A 20,634-nucleotide genomic window follows, 5' to 3' on the forward strand; every position below is an offset into this window, starting at 1 on the left:
GCTACCCCGAAGCCCGTGGTCGACCACCCCGCCGGTTCACCGATCGCGGTCGTCGACGACACGGCGGATCTTGCCGACCGAGCGCTCCAGGGTCTCGGGGTCGACGACGGCCACCTCCGCCGTTACGCCGACCCCGTCCTTCACGCCCCTGGCGATGGCCGTGGCAGCGGCCTCGCGCTGGTCCGGTCCGGCGCCGGGCCGGGCCTCGACCCGTACGGTCAGCTGGTCCATCCGGCCGCGGCGGGTCAGGTGCAGCTGGAAGTGCGGGGCGACACCCGGGATGCGCAGCACGATCTCCTCGACCTGGGTGGGGAAGAGGTTCACCCCGCGCAGGATGATCATGTCGTCGCAGCGGCCGGTGATCTTCTGGATCCGGCGGAAGGCGGGGCGGGCCGAGCCGGGCAGCAGCCGCGTGAGGTCCCGGGTGCGGTAGCGGATGACCGGCATGGCCTCCTTGGTGAGGGAGGTGAAGGCCAGTTCGCCCTCCTCGCCGTCGGGGACCGCCGTGTCCGCCAGCGGGTCCACGATCTCGGGATAGAAGTGGTCCTCCCAGACGTGCAGTCCGTCCTTGGTCTCCACGCACTCCTGCGCCACTCCCGGGCCGATGACCTCGGACAGGCCGTATATGTCGACGGCGTGGATGTCCAGGCGCTCCTCGATCTCCCGGCGCATCTCCTCCGTCCACGGCTCGGCGCCGAAGATGCCGACCTGGAGGGATGTGCCGCGCGGGTCGATGCCCTGCCGCTCGAACTCGTCGAGGAGCGTGAGCATGTAGGAGGGCGTGACCATGATGATCTCGGGCCGGAAGTCCTGGATGATCCGGACCTGCCGGGCCGTCATTCCGCCGGAGGCGGGGATCACGGTGCAGCCGGCCCGCTCGGCTCCGTAGTGCGCCCCCAGCCCTCCGGTGAAAAGCCCGTAGCCGTAGGAGATGTGCACCTTGTGGCCGGGACGGCCGCCGGCGGCGCGAATGGAGCGGGCGACGACGTCGGCCCACATCGACAGGTCGTTCTCGGTGTAGCCGACCACGGTGGGGCGGCCCGTGGTGCCGCTGGAGGCATGGATCCGGCGCACCTGTTCGGTGGGTACGGCGAACATGCCGAAGGGGTAGGCGTCGCGCAGGTCGGCCTTGGTGGTGAAGGGGAAGCGGGCCAGGTCCTCCAGTGAGCGACAGTCCTCCGGTGTGACCCCGGCCTCGTCGAACTTCCGCCGGTAGACCTCGACATGATCGTACGCGTGCCGCAGGGTGGCCTTCAGACGCCTGAGCTGGTGTGCCCGCAGCTGCTCGCGGTTCATCCGCTCCCCGGCGTCCAGCAGCTCCTGGGGAAGCGCGCTGCCCAGGTGCCGTGCCTGAGCCGCGGTGGCCGTGAGTTCGCTGCTCATCGTCTGTCCTCCACCACCCATCCATGAACCGACCGAACATTCGGTTAGCCCTGCGGCGACGTCCAGTAATCCAGCATCGGTACGGGCTGTCAAGGGTTGCGGCGCGCCCGCCGGCCGCGGCTCGTCAGCCGAGAGCGCGGTCCAGATTGAACGCGGCGCTGATCAGCGCCAGGTGGGTGAAGGCCTGCGGGAAGTTGCCGCGCTGCTCACCGGTGTGGCCGATCTCCTCGGCGTACAGGCCGACGTGATTGGCGTAGGTGAGCATCTTCTCGAAGGCCAGCCGGGCCTCGTCGCGGCGCCCGGCCCGCACCAGCGCCTCCACGTACCAGAACGAGCAGATCGAGAACGTGCCCTCCTCGCCCCGCAGCCCGTCCGGGCTGGCCTCGGGGTCGTAGCGGTACACCAGCGAGTCGGACACCAGGTCCTCGCCGAGCGCATCGAGCGTGGAGAGCCATTTCGGGTCGGTGGGGGAGATGAACTTGGCGAGCGGCATCATCAGCAGCGAGGCGTCGAGCACATCGCCGTCCTCGTACTGGACGAACGCCCTCCGCCGGGGGGACCAGCCGCGCTGCATGATCCGCCGGTAGATCACATCCCGGGTCTCCCGCCAGCGCGGCATATCGGCCGGCAGGCCACGGCGGTTGGCCATCCGGATGGCCCGTTCGATCGCCACCCAGCACATCAGCCGTGAATACAGGAAGGTCTTGCGCCCCCCGCGGGTCTCCCAGATGCCCTCGTCGGGCTGGTCCCAGTGGTCGCAGACCCAGTCCACCAGTCGGCAGACGTCGTCCCAGTGGTCGCTGGAAATGGGCTGCCCCCACTTGTCGTAGAGGTAGATGGAGTCGATGAGCGCCCCGTAGATGTCGAGTTGAAGCTGCTCGGCGGCCGCGTTGCCGATCCGCACGGGGGCAGAGCCCCGGTACCCCTCGAGGGGGAGCTCGCGTTCGGGCAGGCCGCTGCGGCCGTCGATGCCGTACATGATCTGCAGCGGTCCCGAGGGATGACCCGGGTCGCGCAGAGTGATGCGTTCGTGCAGGAAGTTTATGAAGGCCTCGGCTTCGTCGGTGAACCCCAGCCGGAGCAACGCGTAGACGCAGAACGCGGCATCGCGGATCCATACGTACCGGTAGTCCCAGTTGCGCTCGCCGCCGATCTGCTCGGGAAGGGCGGTCGTCGGCGCGGCCACGATCGCACCCGTCGGCGCGTAGGTGAGCAGCTTGAGCGTCAGTGCGGACCGGTGCACCATCTCCCGCCACCGGCCCCGGTAGCGCGAGGCTGACAGCCATTTCCGCCAGAACAGTACGGTGGCGTTGAACTCCTCCTCCGCCTCGGCGTGCGGACACGCGCGCAGGGCGACGTCGTCACCGATCCGGTCGAGGGCGAACACCGCGGTCTCGCCCTCGAGGAGCTTGAACTCCGACCACACGTCCTTGTCGTCGCGCTCGATCGGCGCACTGGCCGTCAGCGCCAGAGAGAGATCCGGGGATTCGAAGAGCGCCTGGCCCTGCTCCAGCCGCACGGTGTGCGGCTGGGTGCCATAGCCGAACCGGGGGGCGATCCGGGCCCGGAAGGGGATCGAGCCGCGAACGCAGACCACGCGCCGGATCAACCGGTGCCGGCCCCCTTCGCGCGAGCCGTCGACGATCGGCATGAAGTCCTGGATCTCGCCCACCCCGTCAGCCGAGAAGAACCGAGTGATCAGCACATTGGTGTCGGGGAAGTAGAACTGCTTCGTCCGGGCCGGCACGTCGGCGGCCAGCTCGAACGAGCCGCCCCGGTCGGCGTCCAGGATCGAGGCGAAGGCGCTGGGCGCGTCGAAGCGTTCGGGGCAGTACCAGTCGATGGTGCCGTTGGTGCCCACCAGCGCCACGCTGCGCAGATCGCCGATCAGCCCGTGGTCGGCGATCGGCTGGTACCGGAACATGCCGCCCGGGGGCGTCCGGTTCCGGTACTGGTAGGCGCCGCCCGTCGGGTCCGGGCGAGCACCGAACTGCTCAGTCATGCGATCAGCCTCCCCGCCTTCCGCGGAACCGCTGGCCGATGCTTCGAGCGTAGACGCGTTCGCGGGTCAGCGACGGTGGACGCCCGTGTACAGGCCGTTACGGCGCGGCGATCCGGCGGGCATAGCGTGGTGGGATGGACAGCGCTGAACGGGCGAACGCACCCGCGCGGCCCGATGACCCGGATTTCCCGGCCCGCCGTGCCCCGCACTGCGCCGGGTTCGCCGAGCTGGACGCGGCGGTGGCCGAATGCCGGGCGTGCCCGCGGCTGGTGGCCTGGCGTGAGCATGTCGCCGCGGTCAGACGCGCGGGCTTCCAGGACTGGGAGTACTGGGGGAGGCCGGTGCCGGGCTTCGGCCCGCCGGACGCCGCGCTGGCCGTGGTCGGGCTCGCCCCCGCGGCACACGGAGGCAACCGGACCGGTCGGATGTTCACCGGGGACGCCTCCGGGGACATCCTCTACGCCGCACTGCACGCCATCGGACTCGCCTCCCAGCCGACGTCCACGCACCGCGGCGACGGGCTGGAGCTGCGCGGCGTACGCATCACCGCGCCGGTGCACTGCGCGCCACCGCACAACAGGCCCACCCCGGCGGAGCGGGACACCTGCCGCCCCTGGCTGGCGCGCGAGCTGGAGCTGCTGGGCCCGACCCTGCGCGCCGTGGTGGTGCTTGGGGCCTTCGGCTGGCAGGCGCTGCTTCCGGTCCTCGCGGACGCGGGCTGGCAGGTGCCGCGCCCCCGTCCCGTCTTCGGCCATGGAACCCATCTGACCCTGCCAGCCGGCCCCTCCGGGCACGAGCCGCATGAACTGCATCTCCTCGGCTGCTATCACCCGAGTCAGCGCAATACGTTCACCGGGAAGCTCACCTTCTCCATGCTGTGCGAGGTGCTCAGCCGCGGAGCCGACCTCGCGGGTCTCGGCGCGGTGCGGCCCGGCAGACCCACGGGGTGAGGGCTTCGGTCACGGCCTGCCGCCGCGCACCGCGGCCCGGAACGCCATCGGGGTGGTCCCGGTGCGCTGGTGGAAGAACTTGCTGAAGTTCGTGGCGTCGTGGAAGCCGAGCCGGCCCGCGATCCAGGTGGCGGACTGGTCGCTGTGTGCGAGCAGCCGCTTGGCCTCCAGGATCACCCGGCGGTCCACGAACTCCTTCGCTCCGACACCGACGGTGGCGAGAGTGGCCCGGGACAGGGTGCGCGCCGAGTAGCCGAGCGTATGGGCGTAGTCCTCGACGCGGCGGGTGCGGGCGAAGTCGCGCTCGACGGCGTCACGGAAGCGCAGATACGCCTCGCTCGGCTCGGTGGCGCCGGTGACGACGGGCGCGGTCGGATGGGCGAGGCGCAGAACCAGTACGGCGAGCAGGTGGCGCAGCAGGGCGATGTGGACCTCCAGCGGCAGCCCCTTGCCGCCGGCGAATTCCTGTTCCAGGTGGTCCAGTGCGGTGCGCAGCGCCACCCGGTCCTCGCCGCCCGGGTGCTGTACGACGGGGCCGAACCGCTCGTCGAGGTGCGCGGCGGCGACGGTGGCCCGGTCCAGGAACCCCGATTCGAAGAGGACGAGTGTGCCCTCGGCCGCGCTCAGATCGCCCCACTGCTGCACCTGCCCGGGCCGCACCCACAGCCATGAGTCCGGCTCCAGGGCATAGCCGGTGAAGTCCACCGCGTGCCACAGGGTGCCGCTCCGCAGGGTGAGCAGATGGTGGAAGTCGGGACGTTGGGGCGCGGCCAGGATCCCTTCGGGGGCGTGGGAGCGCAGCTGGGCCAGGGACATCACCTCCACGCCGGCCGGCGTGCCGACGGGAGGGGTGAAGGTGATCTCCGGGATCTCCCGGGGTGTGGTCTGTCGGCTTTTCACCATGAGTGGTCACCAGCGCACCAGGTCGGTGCCAGCGGTAGCTACGAGATTGATGACTGTCATCACAGTTCAACGCCTTGCGGCGGATCGTGCAACGCAGAGCGTGGTTCACCGCGAGGCGTTGCGGTGACGCAAAGGGGCAAGCCGGTTCACGGCAGGCGGGCCTGTGTACGCAACCGGCCACCCGGCCGGTGGAGCCTCGGCGTGGCGGCGGGCCGGGCGCGCGGCGACTTCGGCACGATGAGCCGAGCCACTGCCACGCGGAGCCCAGCTGTGAGGCGCGTTTCGGTATCTGGTCAGCGGTACCGAGGGGCACGTCCCCCTGCACGCCTGGTCGGCGAAATCGGCCTTCCGGGTGGGTCCCGGCAGCGCTAGGAGGTCCGATGGATACGGCGGAGGAGGAGCAGGCGAGGACAGCCGCGCCCGGCACCGAGCGGCGGCTACGGCTCGGCAAGGCGCTCCTCGGCTGGCTGACGACCACGGACCACAAGGTGATCGGGAACCTGTATCTCGTCACATCCTTCGGGTTCTTCCTGGTGGCCGGGGCGATGGCGATGCTGATGCGCGCCGAGCTGGCCCGGCCCGGCATGCAGATCCTGAGTGCCGAGCAGTACGACCAGCTGTTCACCATGCACGGCACGATCATGATGCTGCTGTTCGCCACCCCCACCTTCACCGGTTTCGCCAATGCCGTCATGCCGCTGCAGATCGGCTCGCCCGATGTGGCCTTTCCCCGCCTCAACGCCTTCACCTACTGGGTGTTCCTGTTCGGCGGCCTGATGGTGCTCGGCGGCTTTCTCACCGCGAACGGGGCCGCGTCCTTCGGCTGGTTCGCCTACGCACCGCTGAACAGCGCGTACTTCAGTCCCGGAACGGGCGGCGATCTGTGGACGATGGGGCTCGTGGTGGCGGGACTGAGCACCATTCTCGGCTCCGTCAATTTCATCACCACCATCGTCTGTCTGCGTGCTCCGGGCATGACGCTGTTCCGGATGCCGTTGTTCACCTGGACCGTTCTGTTCACGTCGATTCTGGCACTGCTGGCGTTCCCCGTGCTCACCGCGACACTGCTGGCCCTGGAGGCGGACCGGAAGTTCGGCGCGCATGTCTTCGATGCCGCCAACGGCGGCGCCCTGCTGTGGCAGCACCTGTTCTGGTTCTTCGCCCATCCCGAGGTCTACATCGTGGCTCTGCCGTTCTTCGGCATCATCTCGGAAGTCATCCCGGTCTTCAGCCGTAAGCCGCTCTTCGGGTACGTGGCGTTGATCGGTGCCACGATGGTCATCACCGGTCTGTCCGCGACGGTCTGGGCGCACCACATGTTCGCGACGGGTGCCGTACTGCTGCCCTTCTTCGCGCTGCTGTCGTTTGTGATCGCGGTGCCCACCGGGGTGAAGTTCTTCAACTGGATCGGCACGATGATGCGGGGATCTCTCTCCTTCGAGACGCCCATGCTCTTTGCGATCGGATTCCTGGTCACCTTCCTCCTGGGCGGGCTGTCCGGTGTGCTGATCGCCTCGCCCCCGCTGGACTTCCATCTGACGGACTCGTACTTCATCGTCGCGCATCTGCACTACGTGCTCTTCGGCACGATCGTCTTCGCCACCTTCGCCGGGTTCTACTTCTGGTGGCCGAAAATGACGGGGCGTATGCTCGACGATCGCCTTGGAAAGATCCATTACTGGACGCTCTTCGTGGGGTTCCAGGGCACCTTTCTGGTGCACCACTGGCTGGGTGAGCAGGGCATGCCACGCCGATACGCCGACTATCTGGCCGCCGACGGATTCACCACCCTCAACACCATTTCCACCATCGGCGCCTTTCTCCTGGGCCTGTCCACGCTGGTGTTCCTCTACAACGTCTGGAAGACGGCGGAGTACGGAACCAAGGTGACCCAGGACGACCCGTGGGGCTGGGGCAGGTCCCTGGAGTGGGCCACCAGTTGCCCGCCGCCCCGGCACAACTTCGATGCGCTGCCGAGGATCCGCTCCGAGTCTCCGGCATTCGACCTGCATCATCCGGAGGTGGCGGAGGGGAGCGCCGGAGCAGGCGGCCCGCAGCCGCCCGGGCCGGAGGCGATCGGGCAGGTGACGCGGTGAAGGCGGAAGCGCTCATGTTCGCGGGAGTGGCGGTGTTCTTCGCCGCCACCGATGTGGTCTACGCATGGTTCTCCTACGAACCGGCGGGAACCGCCGCCCTTACGGTCTCGTTCCTGATGTCCGCTCTCATTTCGTTCTTCTGCTGGACACAGTACGTACGGCGGGGCGAGCGGGCGCAGGACCGGAAGAACGTACCGGTCCATGAGACCGCCGGCCCGCTCGAGTTCTTCCCGCCGCGCAGCTATTACCCCGTCCTCACGGCCGCGGCAACCGCGCTGCTCGGGCTCGGAGTCGTCTACGGACTCTGGTTGTTCATCATCGGCGTCGGCGCGTTGGCGCCCGGCATCGCGGGATTCGTCTTCCAGCACAAGGACCGCGGAGTGTAAGGCTGTCGTGGGCGAGAGGGAGAGTGGTGGATGCTGTTCTCGCGCAGGAAAGCACGGCTGACGGCCAAGGCGGAGCACGGGGCCGAGCGCGGCTTCGCGTTTCTGGACGGCCGACTGCCCGTGAGCGAGGCAGGCCGGCAGTTGCTCCGGAAGGCGTTTCCGGATCACTGGTCCTTCCTGCTGGGTGAGATCGCGCTGTACAGCCTGGTGGTGCTGGTGCTGACCGGGATCTTTCTCACCTTCTTCTTCAATCCGAGCATGTCCGAGGTCCGTTACACCGGTTCCTATGTCCCGCTCCAGGGAGTGCGGATGACGGAGGCGTACTCCTCCACGCTGCGCATCAGCTTCGACGTCCGGGGCGGGCTGCTCATGCGGCAGATCCACCACTGGGCGGCCCTGGTGTTCCTGGCGGCCGTCGTCCTGCACATGCTGCGGATGTTCTTCACCGGCGCCTTTCGCAGGCCCCGGGAAGTCAACTGGCTGATCGGCGTGACGCTGTTCATGCTGTCCCTGCTCGAGGGGTTCTGCGGCTATTCGCTACCGGACGACCTGCTCTCCGGGACCGGTCTGAGGATCGCGCAGGGAATCATGCTGTCGATCCCGCTTGTGGGCACGTATGTCAGCTTCTTCGCGTTCGGCGGACAGTACCCCGGTGACGACATCATTCCCCGGCTGTATGTGACCCACATTCTGCTCGTGCCCGGCATTCTGATCGCGCTGGTCGTCGTGCATCTGATCCTGGTGGTCCATCTCAAACACACCCAGTGGGGAATCCCCGGCAGGACGAACCGGAATGCGGTCGGCCGTGCGACCTTTCCCCAGTTCATCGCCAAGGCGAGCGGACTGTTTTTCCTGGTGTCCGGGGTCCTGGCCCTGATCAGCGGCCTGGTCCAGGTCAATCCGGTGTACGACTACGGCCCCTATCGTCCGGATCAGGACAGTGTCGGCTCCCAGCCGGACTGGTACGTCGGGTTCCTCGAGGGAGCGCTTCGGCTGGTCCCGGCATGGGAGACCACCGTGTTCGGCCACACTTTCATGTGGAACGTCCTGCTTCCGGCCGTGATCCTCCCGGCGCTGCTCTTCATGTGCCTGTACGCGTACCCGTTCTTCGAAGCATGGGTCACGGGGGACACCGGTGAGCACCATCTGTGTGACCGGCCACGGAACCGGCCCACCCGGACCGCCCTCGGCGCCGCCGGGATCACCTTCTACACCGTGCTTCTCATCGCCGGCGGCAACGATGTGATCGCGTACGTGCTGGACGTATCGCTGGGCGCCCTGACCTGGGTGCTGCGCGTGGCCCTCATCCTGGCTCCGATCATCGTGTTCATGGCCACCAAGCGGCTGTGCCTGGCACTGCAGGCGCACGATCGTGAGCGTCTGCTCGAGGGCGATGAGACCGGACTCATCAGTCAGCTGGTGGAAGGAGGGATGGTGGAGGCGCGTACCCCGCTCCCCCCGGAGGAGCGGTACACCTTGCTGCTGCGAGACGTCCAGCGCCCCCTCCAGCTCACCGCGGAAGGCATGGCCGCCCGGCCCGCACTCCTGCAGCGGCTGCGCGTGGCGCTGAGCACCTGGTACCACCAGGACACCGTGGAGTTGCCCGCCTCGCCCGAGCAGCGCAGGGAAATCGCGGCCAGGACCGCCGGACCGGCGAGAAGGGAACTCGGGTAGCGCGGGCCGCAAGGCCGATCGCTCAATGCTGCGCGGGCCGCGCATCGGCCACGAGCCGAGCGTTCTGGAAGCCGGCGCGGCGCACGGCACAGGCCGCCGCGTAACCCGCGCCCACCGGTACATCGGTCATCGACCAGCCGGTGAGCTGCGCGGGAACGGGCCCGGCGCCGACGTAGGTGACTGACGGATCCTCGGCCAGGCCGGTGCCGGTCGCCTTGAGATAGGCCTCCTTGCGGGTCCAGCAGCGGGCGAAGGCGGCCGGACGCATCTCCTCGGGCGTGGCGGCGAGTTCGGCGCGTTCCTCCGGGTGCAGCGAGGACATGACCGCGTCCACGGTCTCCGCCGACGGGACCGCCTCGACATCGACCCCGGCCGGTACGCCCGCGAAGGCGAGCAGGACCAGATCCTGCGCGTGCGAGAGAGAGAAGTGCACCGGCGCACCGGGGACTGCCGGGCGGCCGTGCGGGCCGCCACAAGAAGGGCAGGGCTCACGGATCAGCTCGACCGCTGCCGGGTCGGTGTCCAGATACGACCCGAGCAGCCGGCGCAGCGCGCTGTGGGCGACCTGGTACCGCTGTCGGTCGGAGGCTCGTATGAAGGCGTCGGCGCGGGCGCGCTCCTCGGCGTCGAGAACGTGCCGGTGCCCGGCGTCGGCGGCGGGCCCGTACTCCGACACCCGGACCAGCCACAGCCGCGGTCGGTCCGCCGCCCACACGCCACCCCGTAGCGGAGCGGGCAGTGGGTCCCGGCCGAGCAGTTTCGGGCCGTCAGGCGCCCCGTGTGCGGCGGTCATGCGGTCTGTCCCCCTCGAAAGCTCAAAGCCTGATCACCCTACCGGTCGCGTACGGCCGCCGCGGAGCTGCCCACGGGGCCGGCCCGACGCGGGCACCGCCGTGGACGACCCGGCCACGATGAACAAGCTCATCGACGACGGCGTGGACGGCCTGATCACCGACTACCCGGACCGGCTGCGCGAGGTGATGAAGCAGCGCGGCATGGATCTGCCCAAGCGGTACCCGGCACCGGCGGCCGGGTGAGCTGTGCCGCCGTTGGCGGTGTGTCCCGTTTTGACCCTGGAAGGGGCGGGTAAGGCCTGGCAGCCGAATCAGCCTGTCTGTCAGGGGAGCCCGCGTGTCCGTCGCCGACCTTCTGTCTGAGCTCGCGCGGCCGCCTGCCCCAGGACTGTGGCAGCGGCAAACCTGGCTCGCCGACGCCGCCACGCCGGGCGATCTGTCGGCCGCGCGGGCCCAGATGGGGTTCTCCCTCGCATGGCACATCGTGGTCGCCTGCCTGGGCGTCGGACTGCCGCTCCTCACACTGATCGTCGAGTGGCGAGGCTGGCGGACCGGAGATCCCGCCCTCCGGCTGCTGGCCCGCCGCTGGGCACGGGCCATGGGCGTGCTCTTCGCCGTCGGCGCGGTGTCCGGCACCATCCTCAGCTTCGAGATGGGGCTGCTCTGGCCCGGGCTGATGGGCCGTTACGGGCAGGTGCTCGGATTGCCGTTCGCCCTCGAGGGGATCGCCTTCTTCATCGAGGCGATCTTTCTGGGGATCTATCTGTACGCCTGGGACCGTCTGCCGCCCCGCCAGCACCTGCTGACCGGCATTCCGATCGTCATCGCCGGAGTGGCCTCGGCCTTCTTCGTCGTGTGTGCCAACGCCTGGATGAACCAGCCGCGGGGCTTCACATTGCGCGACGGGCAGGTGGCTTCCGTCGACCCCTGGGCGGCCATGATGAATCCGGCGAGCCCGCCGCAGACGGTGCACATGATTCTGGCCGCCCTCATGGTCGCGGCCTTCCTGACGGCGAGCGTGTACGCGGTCGCCCTGCTGCGTGGCCGTAACGACGCCTACCACCGGGCCGGGTTCTTCACCCCGTTCGTCCTCGGAGCCGTGGTCACCCCATTCCAACTCGTCGTGGGCGACTGGGCCGCACGTTTTGTCGCCGAGTACCAGCCGGTCAAACTCGCGGCGATGGAAGGCGTCTACCGCACCCACGACCATGTGCCCCTGACCATCGGCGGAATCGCCCGGGACGGGGGACTGCGGTACGGGCTGGAGATCCCCAATGGCCTGTCGCTGCTGATCGGGTACAGCCCGTCGACCGTCGTCCGGGGACTGGAGGAAGTGCCGCGGCCGCTCTGGCCCGCCGTCACGGCAGTCCATCTGGCCTTCGACGTGATGGTGGCCGTCGGCATGTTCCTGCTGGCCATGGGCCTGTGGCTGCTGCTCGCCCGGTGGCGGTGGGGGACCGTACGGCGCCGGGGAGGCCAGGACGACCTGCTGCGGCTGCGCGGCATGCGGGTCTTCCTGTGGCTGGCCGCGCTCACCGGTCCGGCGGCGGTCGTGGCCCTGGAGTGCGGCTGGGTGGTCACCGAACTGGGCCGTCAACCGTGGGTGGTACAGAGCCTGATGACTGTACGGGAGGCGGTGAACCCCGCCCCGGGCCTGATGAACGGGCTGTGGCTGGTGCTGCTGGTCTACGCCGCGATGACCGTGGCCACCGTGTACGTGCTGCGCCGGCTGGCCCAGGCCAGGCCCGTCCCGATCGCTCCGCAGGAGAGCGACGTCGAGGAATACCCCGTGACCTGAGAGCCCGTGCCGTGGCCACCGCGGCCCGGGAAAACCGTCAGACCGGAGGTCGGATGCTCGCCGAGGCGACGCTCGCCGTGATGTGGGTGGGGCTGACCTGCTACGCGCTGTTCGGCGGGGCCGACTTCGGCGCCGGCCTGTGGGACCTGCTGGCCGGCGGCACTGAGCGCGGGATGCCGCGGCGCAAGCTCATCGAGCACACGATCGCTCCCGTGTGGGAGGCGAACCACGTCTGGCTGATCTTCGTGGTCGTCCTGCTCTGGGCGGGGTTCTCGCCCGTGTTCGCCGCCGTGATGTCCACCCTGTACATCCCGCTGACCCTGGCCGCGCTGGGCATCATCGCGCGCGGGGCCGCCTTCGCCTTCCGCAAGGCCAGCACCGAGGTGTGGCAACAGCGACTGTTCGGCGCCTGTTTCGCCCTCTCCTCGGTCCTCACCCCGTTCTTCCTCGGGACGGTCGCGGGCGGTATCGCCTCCGGGCGGGTGCCACCGGGGCTCGCCCAAGGCGATGTGATCACCAGCTGGCTGAATCCGACGTCCCTGCTGGGAGGCGTACTGGCCGTGCTCACCTGCGCCCATCTGGCCGCCGTCTACCTGTGCGCGGACGCCGCCCGGGAAGGCAGCCCCGAACTCATGGCATGGTTCTGGCGCCGCGCCCTGATCAGCGGACTGGTCTGCGGTGCCGTCGCCCTCGTCGGGATCGCGATCCTGCACGCCGATGCGCCGAGGCTCTTCCACGGGCTCACCCACCGGGCACTGCCCCTGGTCGTCCTCAGCGCCTGCGCCGGGCTGGTGGCGCTCACCCTGCTGCGCCGCCGGCCGCACGCGGCCCGGGTCGTCGCGGCGCTGGCCGTCGCGGCCATCCTGTGGGCGTGGGGCGCCGCGCAGTATCCGTACATGCTCGTGCCCGAGGTCACCGTGGCCGAGGCGGCGTCGCATGACACGGTCCTGGCCGCATGTCTGGCCGGCCTCGCGGTGGGAGCGGTCTTCCTGGTGCCGTCGCTGTGGTGGCTGTACGCGATCTTCCAGCGCGGCCGCCCCGGAGCGGGGGACCACCCGGTCGACAGCGCGCGCTGAGGCGACCCATCCTGGAGGGTGTGGGTGGCGGGACACCCTCGAAAGGTCGACGCCGTATGGACATGGTCCAGGAAACCCCCTACCGATTCCGGATCGACCGCCACGGCCCCATGCGGGTCCCCGGCGTCGTGTTCGCCTCGCGCTCGCTGCTGCCCGAAGGCGGCGACCAGGCGCTTCAACAGGTCGTCAACGTCGCGTCGCTGCCCGGCATCGTCAAGGCCTCGTATGCGATGCCGGATGTGCACTGGGGCTACGGCTTCCCGATCGGCGGGGTGGCCGCGACCGACATCGAGCGGGGCGGCGTCGTCTCGCCCGGCGGCGTCGGCTTCGACATCTCCTGCGGAGTCCGGCTGCTCGCCGCCGACCTTGAAGCCAGGGAGCTGCGTGGGCTGCGCGACCGGCTGATGGACGGGCTGGACCGTACGACCCCGCGGGGCATGCGCCGCGGCGCGGTCTGGCACCTCACGGGGCGGGCACAGCTGGAGAAGGTGCTGACCGGCGGGTCGCGGTACGCGGTGGAACAGGGGCACGGCGAGCCGCGCGACCTGTCGCGGTGCGAGGACGAAGGCGCGGTCGGCGACGCCGACGCGGAGCAGGTCAGCGAACGGGCGCTGGAGCGTGGCCTCGGCCAGGTGGGCAGCCTGGGCGGGGGCAACCACTTCCTGGAGGTGCAGCAGGTCGACGAGGTGTACGACGAGGCGGCAGCGGAGGTGTTCGGGCTGCGGATGGGCCAGGTCTGCGTGATGATCCACTGCGGATCGCGCGGCCTCGGCCACCAGATCTGCACCGATCACGTCCGGGCGATGGAGGCGGATATGCCCCGCCACGGCATCCAGGTGCCCGACCGGCAGCTGGCCTGCGCCCCCGTCGACTCCTCGAGGGGCCGGGCCTACCTGGGGGCGATGGCCGCGGCGGCCAACTACGGCCGGGCCAACCGGCACCTGCTCGCCGACGCCGCGCGCCAGGTCTTCGCCCGGGTCACCGGCGCCCCCCTCGACCTCGTATACGACGTGTCCCACAACCTCGCCAAGGTCGAGTCCCACGACGTGGACGGCGCCACCCGCCGGCTGTGCGTCCACCGCAAGGGAGCCACCCGGGCGCTGCCGCCCGGCCACCCGGAATTGCCGCCGGACCTGCGCCCCGTCGGCCAGCCCGTCCTCATCCCGGGGACCATGGGCACGGCCTCGTACGTGCTCACCGGGGTGCCCGGCGGGCAGGCGTTCTACTCCACCTGCCACGGCGCCGGCCGGGTGCTCAGCAGGCACGCGGCCGTCAAGACCGTGCCGGGCAAGCAGCTGCGCGCCAAGCTCGAGGGCCAGGGGATCGCGGTACGCGCCGACACCTGGAAGGGCCTGGCGGAGGAGACGCCGGAGGCATACAAGGATGTCGACGCCGTGGTGGAGACCAGCGAGGCCGCGGGCCTGTGCCGCCGGGTCGCCCGGCTCACCCCGCTCGGCGTGGTCAAGGGGTGAGGGCTTCAGACGTCCACGATCACCGCGCAGGACCACCGCCCGTGGTCCGTGGTGAAGCGGAGCCCGTGCAGGGACACCGCCTTCGGCGCCGCACCGACGGGTTCGACGATGTCGGCGTCGGCCACGGCGAGACGCAGGTCGAGACCCCCCTCCTCGGCCTCCTCCTCGGCGGTGTCCTCCTCGACATCGACCGCCTCGACATCGACCGGCACCTCCCCGTAGACCTCCAGCCGGTAGATCACCTCGTCGAGGACCGCCAGCAGCAAGTCCTCGTCCGGTCCTTCCGGCACCGAGAGCGTCACGACCCGTTCGGGCCGGACGGGCGAGACGTCGGCGAACGACTCCACGAGGGCGAGCACGGCCTCCGCGATGCACTCGTCACGGGTCGGCGCCCATGCCTCGAGGCGGACATCCGCGGTGTGCGGAACCGCGCGATGCCCGCGCACCGAGCTCGGCACCGGCCCTGCCATGTCTACGAGACTAGACACGACCGCTGGCAGTCGCCCATCGACGGATGCCGCCGATGCCCGCGGATCGCACCCGGCCGGCCGGATCCGCGCCTTGGCAGCGGTTGCCCCGCTGGGCGCATCCTTCACGTAAATGTCATGGTGACCCGGCATCAGTGATCGATCAAGGCTGGCTATGCTGGTCCGGCTCAGCGTATTACGGCAGTTACCACAGGTGACCTCTGTGACAGGCCTGCCGCGACCGACGCTGTGTCCTTCTTCGTCTCGCAAATTTCAATATTTTGAGGGTGCTGATGGTTCGAGATGGATCGTCACCCGGGGGTTCACGGTCTGCCTCGGCGCTGGTGTGGATACTTCCTGCCGCGGTGACGGCCGCGGCGTCGATCGTCGCGATGTCGGTGGTTTCCTCGGCCGCGCGCACGCCGGTCGCCTGGATCGGTTCTCTGGCGACTCTCTCGGTGGCGGGCGCCGCGGCGGAGGCCGCGCGCCGGGGCCGGGCGGTGGCAGCGCTGCGTCACCGGTCCGCGGTGCACGACCGGCGGTGGAGCCGCTGATCCATGCCCTGGCCGAGCTGCTGGACAACGCCACCCGCTACTCGCCGCCGCAGACTCCGGTGCATCTGACCGCCGTTGATGTGCAGTCAGGTATCGCCATCGAGATCGAGGACGGCGGCGTCAGCATGAGCGAGGAGGCCCGTAAGCGGGCCGAGCGGGTGCTGCAGCAGGCTCAGGAGGGAATCGACCTCAACGACCTGGGGGAGACCCCGCGACTGGGCCTGGCCGTGGTCGGCCGGCTGGCGCAGGCGTACAACTTCCAGGTGTCGTTGCGGACTTCGGCGTACGGAGGCGTCCGCGCCGTGCTGGTCGTACCGCAGGAGCTGATCACCACCGCTCCCGCGACCGGCAGGGCGCACGGCATCGGAGCCTCGTACGGGCCCGCCTCGTCCAGGACGCCGCAACCCGGCGCGGCCTCCCGCCAGGCCACGGGCCCGCGGCCTTCCCCGGCCATCCCCGCTCCGGCCGGGACGGTGGACGACATCCCGGTCGTGACCGGGCGGACCGCGAGCGGGCTGCCGCAGCGCGGCATCGACACCTTGATGATGCGGCTGCCCGACCTTCAGCTGGCGGTCTCGGAGGACAGCCTGCGGTATGTTTCATCGCTGACGAGCCGTCACCCACCTCGCTGCCCGCGACCTTCACGCCGCCCACGTCAACTATGGGACAGGTGGCGCCGGCCGCGATCCCGGGGCAGATCCGTTCCGCGCCGCTTCCGGCGGCCGTGCCGGAACCTGCGCCGGCGCCTCGGGCTATGGAGCCGCCGCCCAGGCCGCAGCCGATGTCCAGGAGGGAGGCCGGCGGACGGCGCGGCACCCCCCAGGACGTGGCGGCGTGGTCCAGTACGGCCTCCAGGGAGTCCAGGATCCGCTGCCGTATGACGCGCTGCGCGACCGTGGTGTTCGGCGGGGCACCAGGGTCGAACAGGCCATGTGGAAGTGGACTCGGGGCCCGGGGCCGTACTTGTGGAGGATGTCGGCGGTCTTCCGCGTGTAGTACAGAGGTACTTGAGTCTCGTCGAACCCCGTGCCGCCGCTAGGGGCGGTCTCGACGACGAGGCGGTTCTCCATGTCTTCTCCGGTCGTGGGCCGCCGGCGTGCCGTGGTCGGCGGCCGCCGGCGGCAGATGGGCAGGGCGATCGTGCTCTGCCCATATTTGATCAATCGCAATCCCGAGCGTGGGTTCAGGTGAGCGTATTCGTACTCAACGTGAACGCTGGTTGCCACGGCGGCGCAGGGCGCGCGTAACGACCGGAGGAAGGAGATCCGCTGCGAGGCGGCGGGCCTGGGAGCGGCCCGCGGTGCGCGGAGCAGGGACGCGAGCCTCGGCCTCCCCGACCGGGGCCGGAGCTTCGGCGAAGCGGGACTGGGGGAGGGCCGGGTTCTTCGGGCGGCCCGAGAAGCGCAGCACCGGCTGCCCCGCGATCTCCTGCTTGCTGATGTTGATGTCGCCGCGCTGCTCCGCCTCGGCGAGCAGCTCCGCCTGCAGCGGCTCCGGGTCGTCCCAAGTGCCGTAGAACTTCTGCGTGCTGAGGCAGACCGGCCGCAGTCCGCGGTTGAACACCGCCTCCCAGGTGGCGGCGGCCACGCCCGGTGTGTGCTCGGAACGGAAGTCGTCCAGTACGACCACGCCCCCGGGCACCAGGACCTTGCGGGCCGTGTCGATGTCGAGCGCCACGTGCTCGTACAGATGCGAGGCGTCGACGTGGACGAAACGGCAGGTACCCGCCTCGACGAGGTGCGGAAGCTCGGAGGTGGGGGCCTGTACGACATGCGGCAGCTCGTCGTGGAAGGCCAGATAGTTCTGCTCGAAGGCGACGCGGGTCAGCGTGGCGTACGACTTCCGTGTCTCCGCCGCGTTCTGCTCGTCCGGTGCCGGGGCGTCGAAGAGGTCACAGACGGTGAAGCGCTCGCCCTCCCGCTGGAAGCTGCCGGTGAAGATGGCGCTCTTGCCCAGGTAGGCGCCCATCTCCAGGAGGTCGCCGCGCTCGTCCAGACGCTCCTGGCGGGCGAGGAGTCGGTCGAAGAGCACCTGGTCAAGGGGCGGGAACCACCCCTTGACGTCGTCGAACCGACGGGGCTGCTGCGCTGCGGGCGTGAGGGCTGCCGTCATGGTGTCGTCCTCGGTGCGGGAGGGTACAGGCGGAACGGCCGCCACAGTAGGGGTCAAAAAGCGTCACGGAGCCATACCTGCTGTGTGGTTTGTGTGCCGGTGCAGGCCAGAGCGTTGCTGGGCATGCAGGTTTCATCGGGCGGTCACCCGAGGTTCATCTGTCGGTTGGTCCCGGCTTCCGCGGTGCCCGGGGAGGGGCCGCGGAAGCCGGCCGGGGAGGCCGCGGCACGGGTCAGGAGTTCTTGCGGGCGACGCCGGCCCAGTAGTAGGCGGCGGTGGGGTCGGCGGGCGGCTCGCCTTCCGGACGCCAGCTCATGACGGGCACGATGCCGGGCTCGACCGGCTCCCAGTCGCCGAAGAACCGCTCGACCTCCTCCCGGTTACGCGGGACGAGGGTCATCCGGCCCTGTTCGGCGGCCTGGACGACCTGGGCCATGGCCTCGGGGTTGAAGTCCTGGGTGGGGTGGGTGACGGCGACATGACTGCCGGCCGGAAGGGCGTCCAGCAGGGTCGCGACGCTGCTCCAGGGGTCGTCCTCGTCGCGGACGAGCATGAGCACGGCCACCAGCAGCAGGCCGACGGGCTGGTTGAGGTCGAGGGCGCCGGTGAGGGCAGGGGCCTTGAGCAGCTCGTCGGGCCGGCTCAGGTCGGCCTGCAGGTAAGCGGTTCTGCCCGGTTCGCCGTCGGTCGCCAGGGACTGGGCGTGGGCCTGCGCGTGGGCGTGGACGATCGGGTCGTTGTCGATACAGACGACGCGGCTGTCCGGGGCGACGATCGCGGTGACCGAGGGGGTGTCGCCCGCGGCCGGGATGCCGGCGCCTATGTCGAGGAACTGCCGTATGCCGGCGGATGCCATGTGGCGCACGGCGCGGCCGAGGAACCTGCGGTTCTCCAGGGCCATGGTCCGGATGCTGGGGATCGCCTGCTCGAAGGCCTGTCCAAGGGCCCGGTCGGCGGCGAAGTTGCTGCTGCCGCCAAGCCAGTAGTCGTACATCCGTGCCGAGTGCGGAATGCGGGTGTCGATGCTGGGCGGGCTGGTTTGATCATTTGTCATGTGCCTAATGTGCACGATGAGTTCCGTCACGGCTACCGAGAGCGGCGCAATGGCCACTCCCGATCGTGAAGCGGAGACGGCAGGGCCGGCCTCGCTCAGCGCTCCGCCGCCGTGCTGCCGCCCAGCGTGTGCCGCTGCATGAGCCGGGAGATGTCGTGGGCCGTGATGATCCCTTCCAGCCGGCCGCCGTCCACGACCAGAATCCGCAGGCCGCTCCCGGGCCGCATCCGCTCAAGGACGTCCGTCACCGGCTCGTCGGGAGCGGCGATCGTGCACTGCGACAGCGGGGTCGCCACGTCGCGGGCGCGCACCTCCGCCCGGTTCTGGGCGGGCACCTTCGCGAGCTGCGGAATCCGTACGATGCCGCTGGGGCGGCCGTCGAAGTCGAGAAGCGGAATCGTAGAATGGCGCGAATCCATCGCAACCTCGTCGATGAAGCGGTCCACGGTCAGCCAGTCGGGACCCGTGGTCACGGGGCTCGACATGGCGTCGGCCGCTCGTACCCCGCGCAGAGCCGACCCGAGTGAGGCGCGCTGCCGCTCGGCGCCCGCGGTGATCGCCATGAACAGGCCGATGAGCGTCAGCCACAGGCCGCCCGTCGACCCGCGCAGCACCGCGAGCCAGCCGACGCCCATCAGGGCCCAGCCCATCACCTGGCCGCTGCGGCCGGCGGCCCGCTCCGCCCGCTCCCGGTCTCCGGTACGCCACCACATCACGGCCTGCACCACCCGGCCCCCGTCGAGTGGTGCGGCGGGCAGCAGGTTGAACACGCCGAGCACGAGGTTGGCCCAGCCGAGCCAGACCAGGACTGCCGCGGGCACTGCCCAGCCGGTCAGGGCATGCACCCCGATCCCGGCACCCAGTGCCGCTCCGCCGATGACGAGGCTGGTCAGCGGCCCGCTGACGGCGACGATCAGGGCCACGGAAGCCGTTCTGGGCTTGCCCATCCGGGTCATCCCGCCCAGCGCCCAGAGCGTCACGTCCTGCACCGAGACGTCCTTCCGGCGGGCGGCCACCGCGTGCGCCGCCTCATGCGCCAGCAGGCTCCCGAGCAGCAGCACCGCCCCGACGAAACTCGCGACCGTGTACACGGCCGTGGAGCGTCCGGGGATCCAGGTCGGCAGGGTCTGGTGGTACAGGCCGTATCCGAGCAGGCCGATCAGCAGCGGCACGCTCCAGTGCATCCGCAGCGGCACCCCGAGAACTCGTCCGATCCTCACTGAGCCGTTCATCGCCGTCTCCCGTCGGGTGGGGCAACCGGCCTCCGCCCGGCCGGCCCGTACGCCGAGGAACCGGACCAGCGCGGCGCGCTCCACAACCACAGTGTCACTCCACCCGGTCGGGCCCAGGCCGCCTGGTGCCGGTTAGCATGGGCGCCGTCGGCGCGTACCCCGAGCGGGGGCGCGACCCTTTGCCCGTCAGGAGTGTGATCCTGTGCTGCGCACGATGTTCAAGTCCAAGATCCACCGAGCCACGGTGACCGAGGCCGACCTGCACTACGTGGGATCGGTGACGGTGGACGCCGACCTCATGGAGGCGGCCGACCTGCTGCCCGGTGAGCTGGTGCACATCGTGGACATCACCAACGGAGCCCGTCTGGAGACCTATGTCATCGAGGGCCGGCGGGGCTCCGGCGTCATTGGTATCAACGGCGCGGCCGCGCATCTGGTGCACCCCGGTGACCTGGTCATTCTGATCAGTTACGCACAGGTGGACGACGCCGAGGCGCGCAGCCTGCGCCCGCGGATCGTGCACGTCGATGAGGCCAACCGCATCATCGAGCTCGGCGTGGACACCTCCGCGCCGGTCCCCGGCAGCCGCACGGAGCGCAGCCCGAACGCTGCGGCAGCGGCCTCCGGGGATCGCTGAGGGCTCAGCTCTCGCGTGGGGTGGCCGCGACGGCGGCTTGCGGC

At 70.0% G+C, this 20,634-nt stretch carries 18 protein-coding genes and 1 pseudogene; 11 read left to right on the forward strand and 8 right to left on the reverse strand.

Translation table 11 applies throughout. The annotated features are described in order from the left end of the window. Positions 1-36 precede the first annotated feature (36 nt). Together paaK and ACY34J_RS24790 are read right to left on the reverse strand one after the other, a co-directional pair. Positions 37-1,383: a phenylacetate--CoA ligase PaaK gene (gene paaK / locus ACY34J_RS24785; protein ID WP_462728828.1), complete on the reverse strand. Its 1,347-nt coding sequence runs from the start codon at positions 1,381-1,383 to the stop codon at positions 37-39. 124 nt (positions 1,384-1,507) lie between these two features. Beyond that, complete coding sequence (locus ACY34J_RS24790; RefSeq protein ID WP_462728829.1) at positions 1,508-3,385, reverse strand: glycoside hydrolase family 15 protein; 1,878 nt, start codon at positions 3,383-3,385, stop codon at positions 1,508-1,510. Positions 3,386-3,519: 134 nt separating this feature from the next. On the opposite strand from ACY34J_RS24790, the gene ACY34J_RS24795 reads away from it, so the two are divergent. Continuing rightward, positions 3,520-4,335: a uracil-DNA glycosylase gene (locus ACY34J_RS24795; protein WP_462728830.1), complete on the forward strand. Its 816-nt coding sequence runs from the start codon at positions 3,520-3,522 to the stop codon at positions 4,333-4,335. Positions 4,336-4,344: 9 nt separating this feature from the next. Here the strand turns inward: ACY34J_RS24795 and ACY34J_RS24800 are convergent, their stop codons facing one another. Continuing rightward, positions 4,345-5,238 carry a helix-turn-helix domain-containing protein gene (locus ACY34J_RS24800; RefSeq protein WP_462728831.1) on the reverse strand — a complete coding sequence of 298 codons (894 nt, stop codon included), beginning with the start codon at positions 5,236-5,238 and terminating at the stop codon, positions 4,345-4,347. Between the two features lie 380 nt (positions 5,239-5,618). Between ACY34J_RS24800 and ctaD the strand changes: the two genes are divergently transcribed. Genes ctaD through qcrB form a run of 3 tightly spaced genes read left to right on the forward strand, consistent with a single transcriptional unit; the run spans position 5,619 to position 9,394 of the window. Beyond that, complete coding sequence (gene ctaD, locus ACY34J_RS24805) at positions 5,619-7,334, forward strand: aa3-type cytochrome oxidase subunit I (protein WP_462728832.1); 1,716 nt, start codon at positions 5,619-5,621, stop codon at positions 7,332-7,334. Next, the gene (gene ctaF / locus ACY34J_RS24810) at positions 7,331-7,720 is read left to right on the forward strand and encodes an aa3-type cytochrome oxidase subunit IV (RefSeq protein WP_462728833.1); all 390 of its coding nucleotides are present in this window, start codon (positions 7,331-7,333) and stop codon (positions 7,718-7,720) included. Before ctaD ends, ctaF begins: the two co-directional genes overlap by 4 nt. Positions 7,721-7,750: 30 nt before the next feature. Next, complete coding sequence (gene qcrB, locus ACY34J_RS24815; RefSeq protein WP_462728834.1) at positions 7,751-9,394, forward strand: cytochrome bc1 complex cytochrome b subunit; 1,644 nt, start codon at positions 7,751-7,753, stop codon at positions 9,392-9,394. A 22-nt stretch (positions 9,395-9,416) separates the two neighbouring features. On the opposite strand, the gene ACY34J_RS24820 is transcribed toward qcrB, so the two are convergent. Then, positions 9,417-10,187 carry a 4'-phosphopantetheinyl transferase family protein gene (locus ACY34J_RS24820; protein ID WP_462728835.1) on the reverse strand — a complete coding sequence of 257 codons (771 nt, stop codon included), beginning with the start codon at positions 10,185-10,187 and terminating at the stop codon, positions 9,417-9,419. A gap of 118 nt (positions 10,188-10,305) precedes the next feature. Between ACY34J_RS24820 and ACY34J_RS24825 the strand changes: the two genes are divergently transcribed. From ACY34J_RS24825 to ACY34J_RS24840, 4 genes are all read left to right on the forward strand, one after another. Further along, positions 10,306-10,431: a hypothetical protein gene (locus tag ACY34J_RS24825; RefSeq protein WP_462728836.1), complete on the forward strand. Its 126-nt coding sequence runs from the start codon at positions 10,306-10,308 to the stop codon at positions 10,429-10,431. A gap of 145 nt (positions 10,432-10,576) precedes the next feature. Continuing rightward, on the forward strand, positions 10,577-11,986 hold the full coding sequence (locus ACY34J_RS24830) for a cytochrome ubiquinol oxidase subunit I (RefSeq protein WP_462728843.1): 1,410 nt from the start codon (positions 10,577-10,579) through the stop codon (positions 11,984-11,986). 53 nt (positions 11,987-12,039) lie between these two features. After that, entirely contained in the window at positions 12,040-13,062 is a 1,023-nt protein-coding gene (locus ACY34J_RS24835) for a cytochrome d ubiquinol oxidase subunit II (RefSeq protein ID WP_462728837.1), read from the forward strand. Between the two features lie 56 nt (positions 13,063-13,118). Next, entirely contained in the window at positions 13,119-14,534 is a 1,416-nt protein-coding gene (locus ACY34J_RS24840) for an RtcB family protein (protein ID WP_462728838.1), read from the forward strand. A 5-nt stretch (positions 14,535-14,539) separates the two neighbouring features. Here ACY34J_RS24840 and ACY34J_RS24845 read toward each other — a convergent pair whose 3' ends face one another. Next, positions 14,540-15,004, reverse strand: a complete 465-nt coding sequence (locus ACY34J_RS24845; protein ID WP_462728839.1) for an archease — start codon at positions 15,002-15,004, stop codon at positions 14,540-14,542. Between the two features lie 341 nt (positions 15,005-15,345). Between ACY34J_RS24845 and ACY34J_RS24850 the strand changes: the two genes are divergently transcribed. Next, positions 15,346-15,555, forward strand: a complete 210-nt coding sequence (locus ACY34J_RS24850; protein WP_462728845.1) for a hypothetical protein — start codon at positions 15,346-15,348, stop codon at positions 15,553-15,555. Further along, positions 15,540-16,436: pseudogene (locus tag ACY34J_RS24855) on the forward strand (sensor histidine kinase); the annotation flags it as partial. The gene ACY34J_RS24850 and the pseudogene ACY34J_RS24855, both read left to right, overlap by 16 nt. Positions 16,437-16,758: 322 nt before the next feature. Here ACY34J_RS24855 and ACY34J_RS24860 read toward each other — a convergent pair. The 3 genes from ACY34J_RS24860 to ACY34J_RS24870 all read right to left on the reverse strand — a co-directional run bounded on the left by ACY34J_RS24860 (position 16,759) and on the right by ACY34J_RS24870 (position 19,953). Beyond that, on the reverse strand, positions 16,759-17,667 hold the full coding sequence (locus tag ACY34J_RS24860) for a class I SAM-dependent methyltransferase (protein WP_462728840.1): 909 nt from the start codon (positions 17,665-17,667) through the stop codon (positions 16,759-16,761). 232 nt (positions 17,668-17,899) lie between these two features. Then, positions 17,900-18,721 carry an SAM-dependent methyltransferase gene (locus ACY34J_RS24865; RefSeq protein ID WP_462728841.1) on the reverse strand — a complete coding sequence of 274 codons (822 nt, stop codon included), beginning with the start codon at positions 18,719-18,721 and terminating at the stop codon, positions 17,900-17,902. Between the two features lie 95 nt (positions 18,722-18,816). Further along, complete coding sequence (locus tag ACY34J_RS24870; RefSeq protein ID WP_462728844.1) at positions 18,817-19,953, reverse strand: site-2 protease family protein; 1,137 nt, start codon at positions 19,951-19,953, stop codon at positions 18,817-18,819. A 202-nt stretch (positions 19,954-20,155) separates the two neighbouring features. On the opposite strand from ACY34J_RS24870, the gene panD reads away from it, so the two are divergent. After that, on the forward strand, positions 20,156-20,590 hold the full coding sequence (gene panD / locus ACY34J_RS24875) for an aspartate 1-decarboxylase (protein ID WP_462728842.1): 435 nt from the start codon (positions 20,156-20,158) through the stop codon (positions 20,588-20,590). Positions 20,591-20,634 lie beyond the last annotated feature (44 nt).

The organism is Streptomyces sp. HSS9-12 (assembly GCF_054963655.1).

Coding starts and splice junctions, on each gene's coding strand:
- paaK (WP_462728828.1), bottom strand. CDS start 1,383: ATGAGCAGCGAACTCACGGCCACCGCGGCTCAGGCACGGCACCTGGGC.
- ACY34J_RS24790 (WP_462728829.1), bottom strand. CDS start 3,385: ATGACTGAGCAGTTCGGTGCTCGCCCGGACCCGACGGGCGGCGCCTAC.
- ACY34J_RS24795 (WP_462728830.1), top strand. CDS start 3,520: ATGGACAGCGCTGAACGGGCGAACGCACCCGCGCGGCCCGATGACCCG.
- ACY34J_RS24800 (WP_462728831.1), bottom strand. CDS start 5,238: ATGGTGAAAAGCCGACAGACCACACCCCGGGAGATCCCGGAGATCACC.
- ctaD (WP_462728832.1), top strand. CDS start 5,619: ATGGATACGGCGGAGGAGGAGCAGGCGAGGACAGCCGCGCCCGGCACC.
- qcrB (WP_462728834.1), top strand. CDS start 7,751: ATGCTGTTCTCGCGCAGGAAAGCACGGCTGACGGCCAAGGCGGAGCAC.
- ACY34J_RS24820 (WP_462728835.1), bottom strand. CDS start 10,187: ATGACCGCCGCACACGGGGCGCCTGACGGCCCGAAACTGCTCGGCCGG.
- ACY34J_RS24825 (WP_462728836.1), top strand. CDS start 10,306: ATGAACAAGCTCATCGACGACGGCGTGGACGGCCTGATCACCGACTAC.
- ACY34J_RS24835 (WP_462728837.1), top strand. CDS start 12,040: ATGCTCGCCGAGGCGACGCTCGCCGTGATGTGGGTGGGGCTGACCTGC.
- ACY34J_RS24840 (WP_462728838.1), top strand. CDS start 13,119: ATGGACATGGTCCAGGAAACCCCCTACCGATTCCGGATCGACCGCCAC.
- ACY34J_RS24845 (WP_462728839.1), bottom strand. CDS start 15,004: ATGGCAGGGCCGGTGCCGAGCTCGGTGCGCGGGCATCGCGCGGTTCCG.
- ACY34J_RS24860 (WP_462728840.1), bottom strand. CDS start 17,667: ATGACGGCAGCCCTCACGCCCGCAGCGCAGCAGCCCCGTCGGTTCGAC.
- ACY34J_RS24865 (WP_462728841.1), bottom strand. CDS start 18,721: ATGACAAATGATCAAACCAGCCCGCCCAGCATCGACACCCGCATTCCG.
- ACY34J_RS24870 (WP_462728844.1), bottom strand. CDS start 19,953: ATGAACGGCTCAGTGAGGATCGGACGAGTTCTCGGGGTGCCGCTGCGG.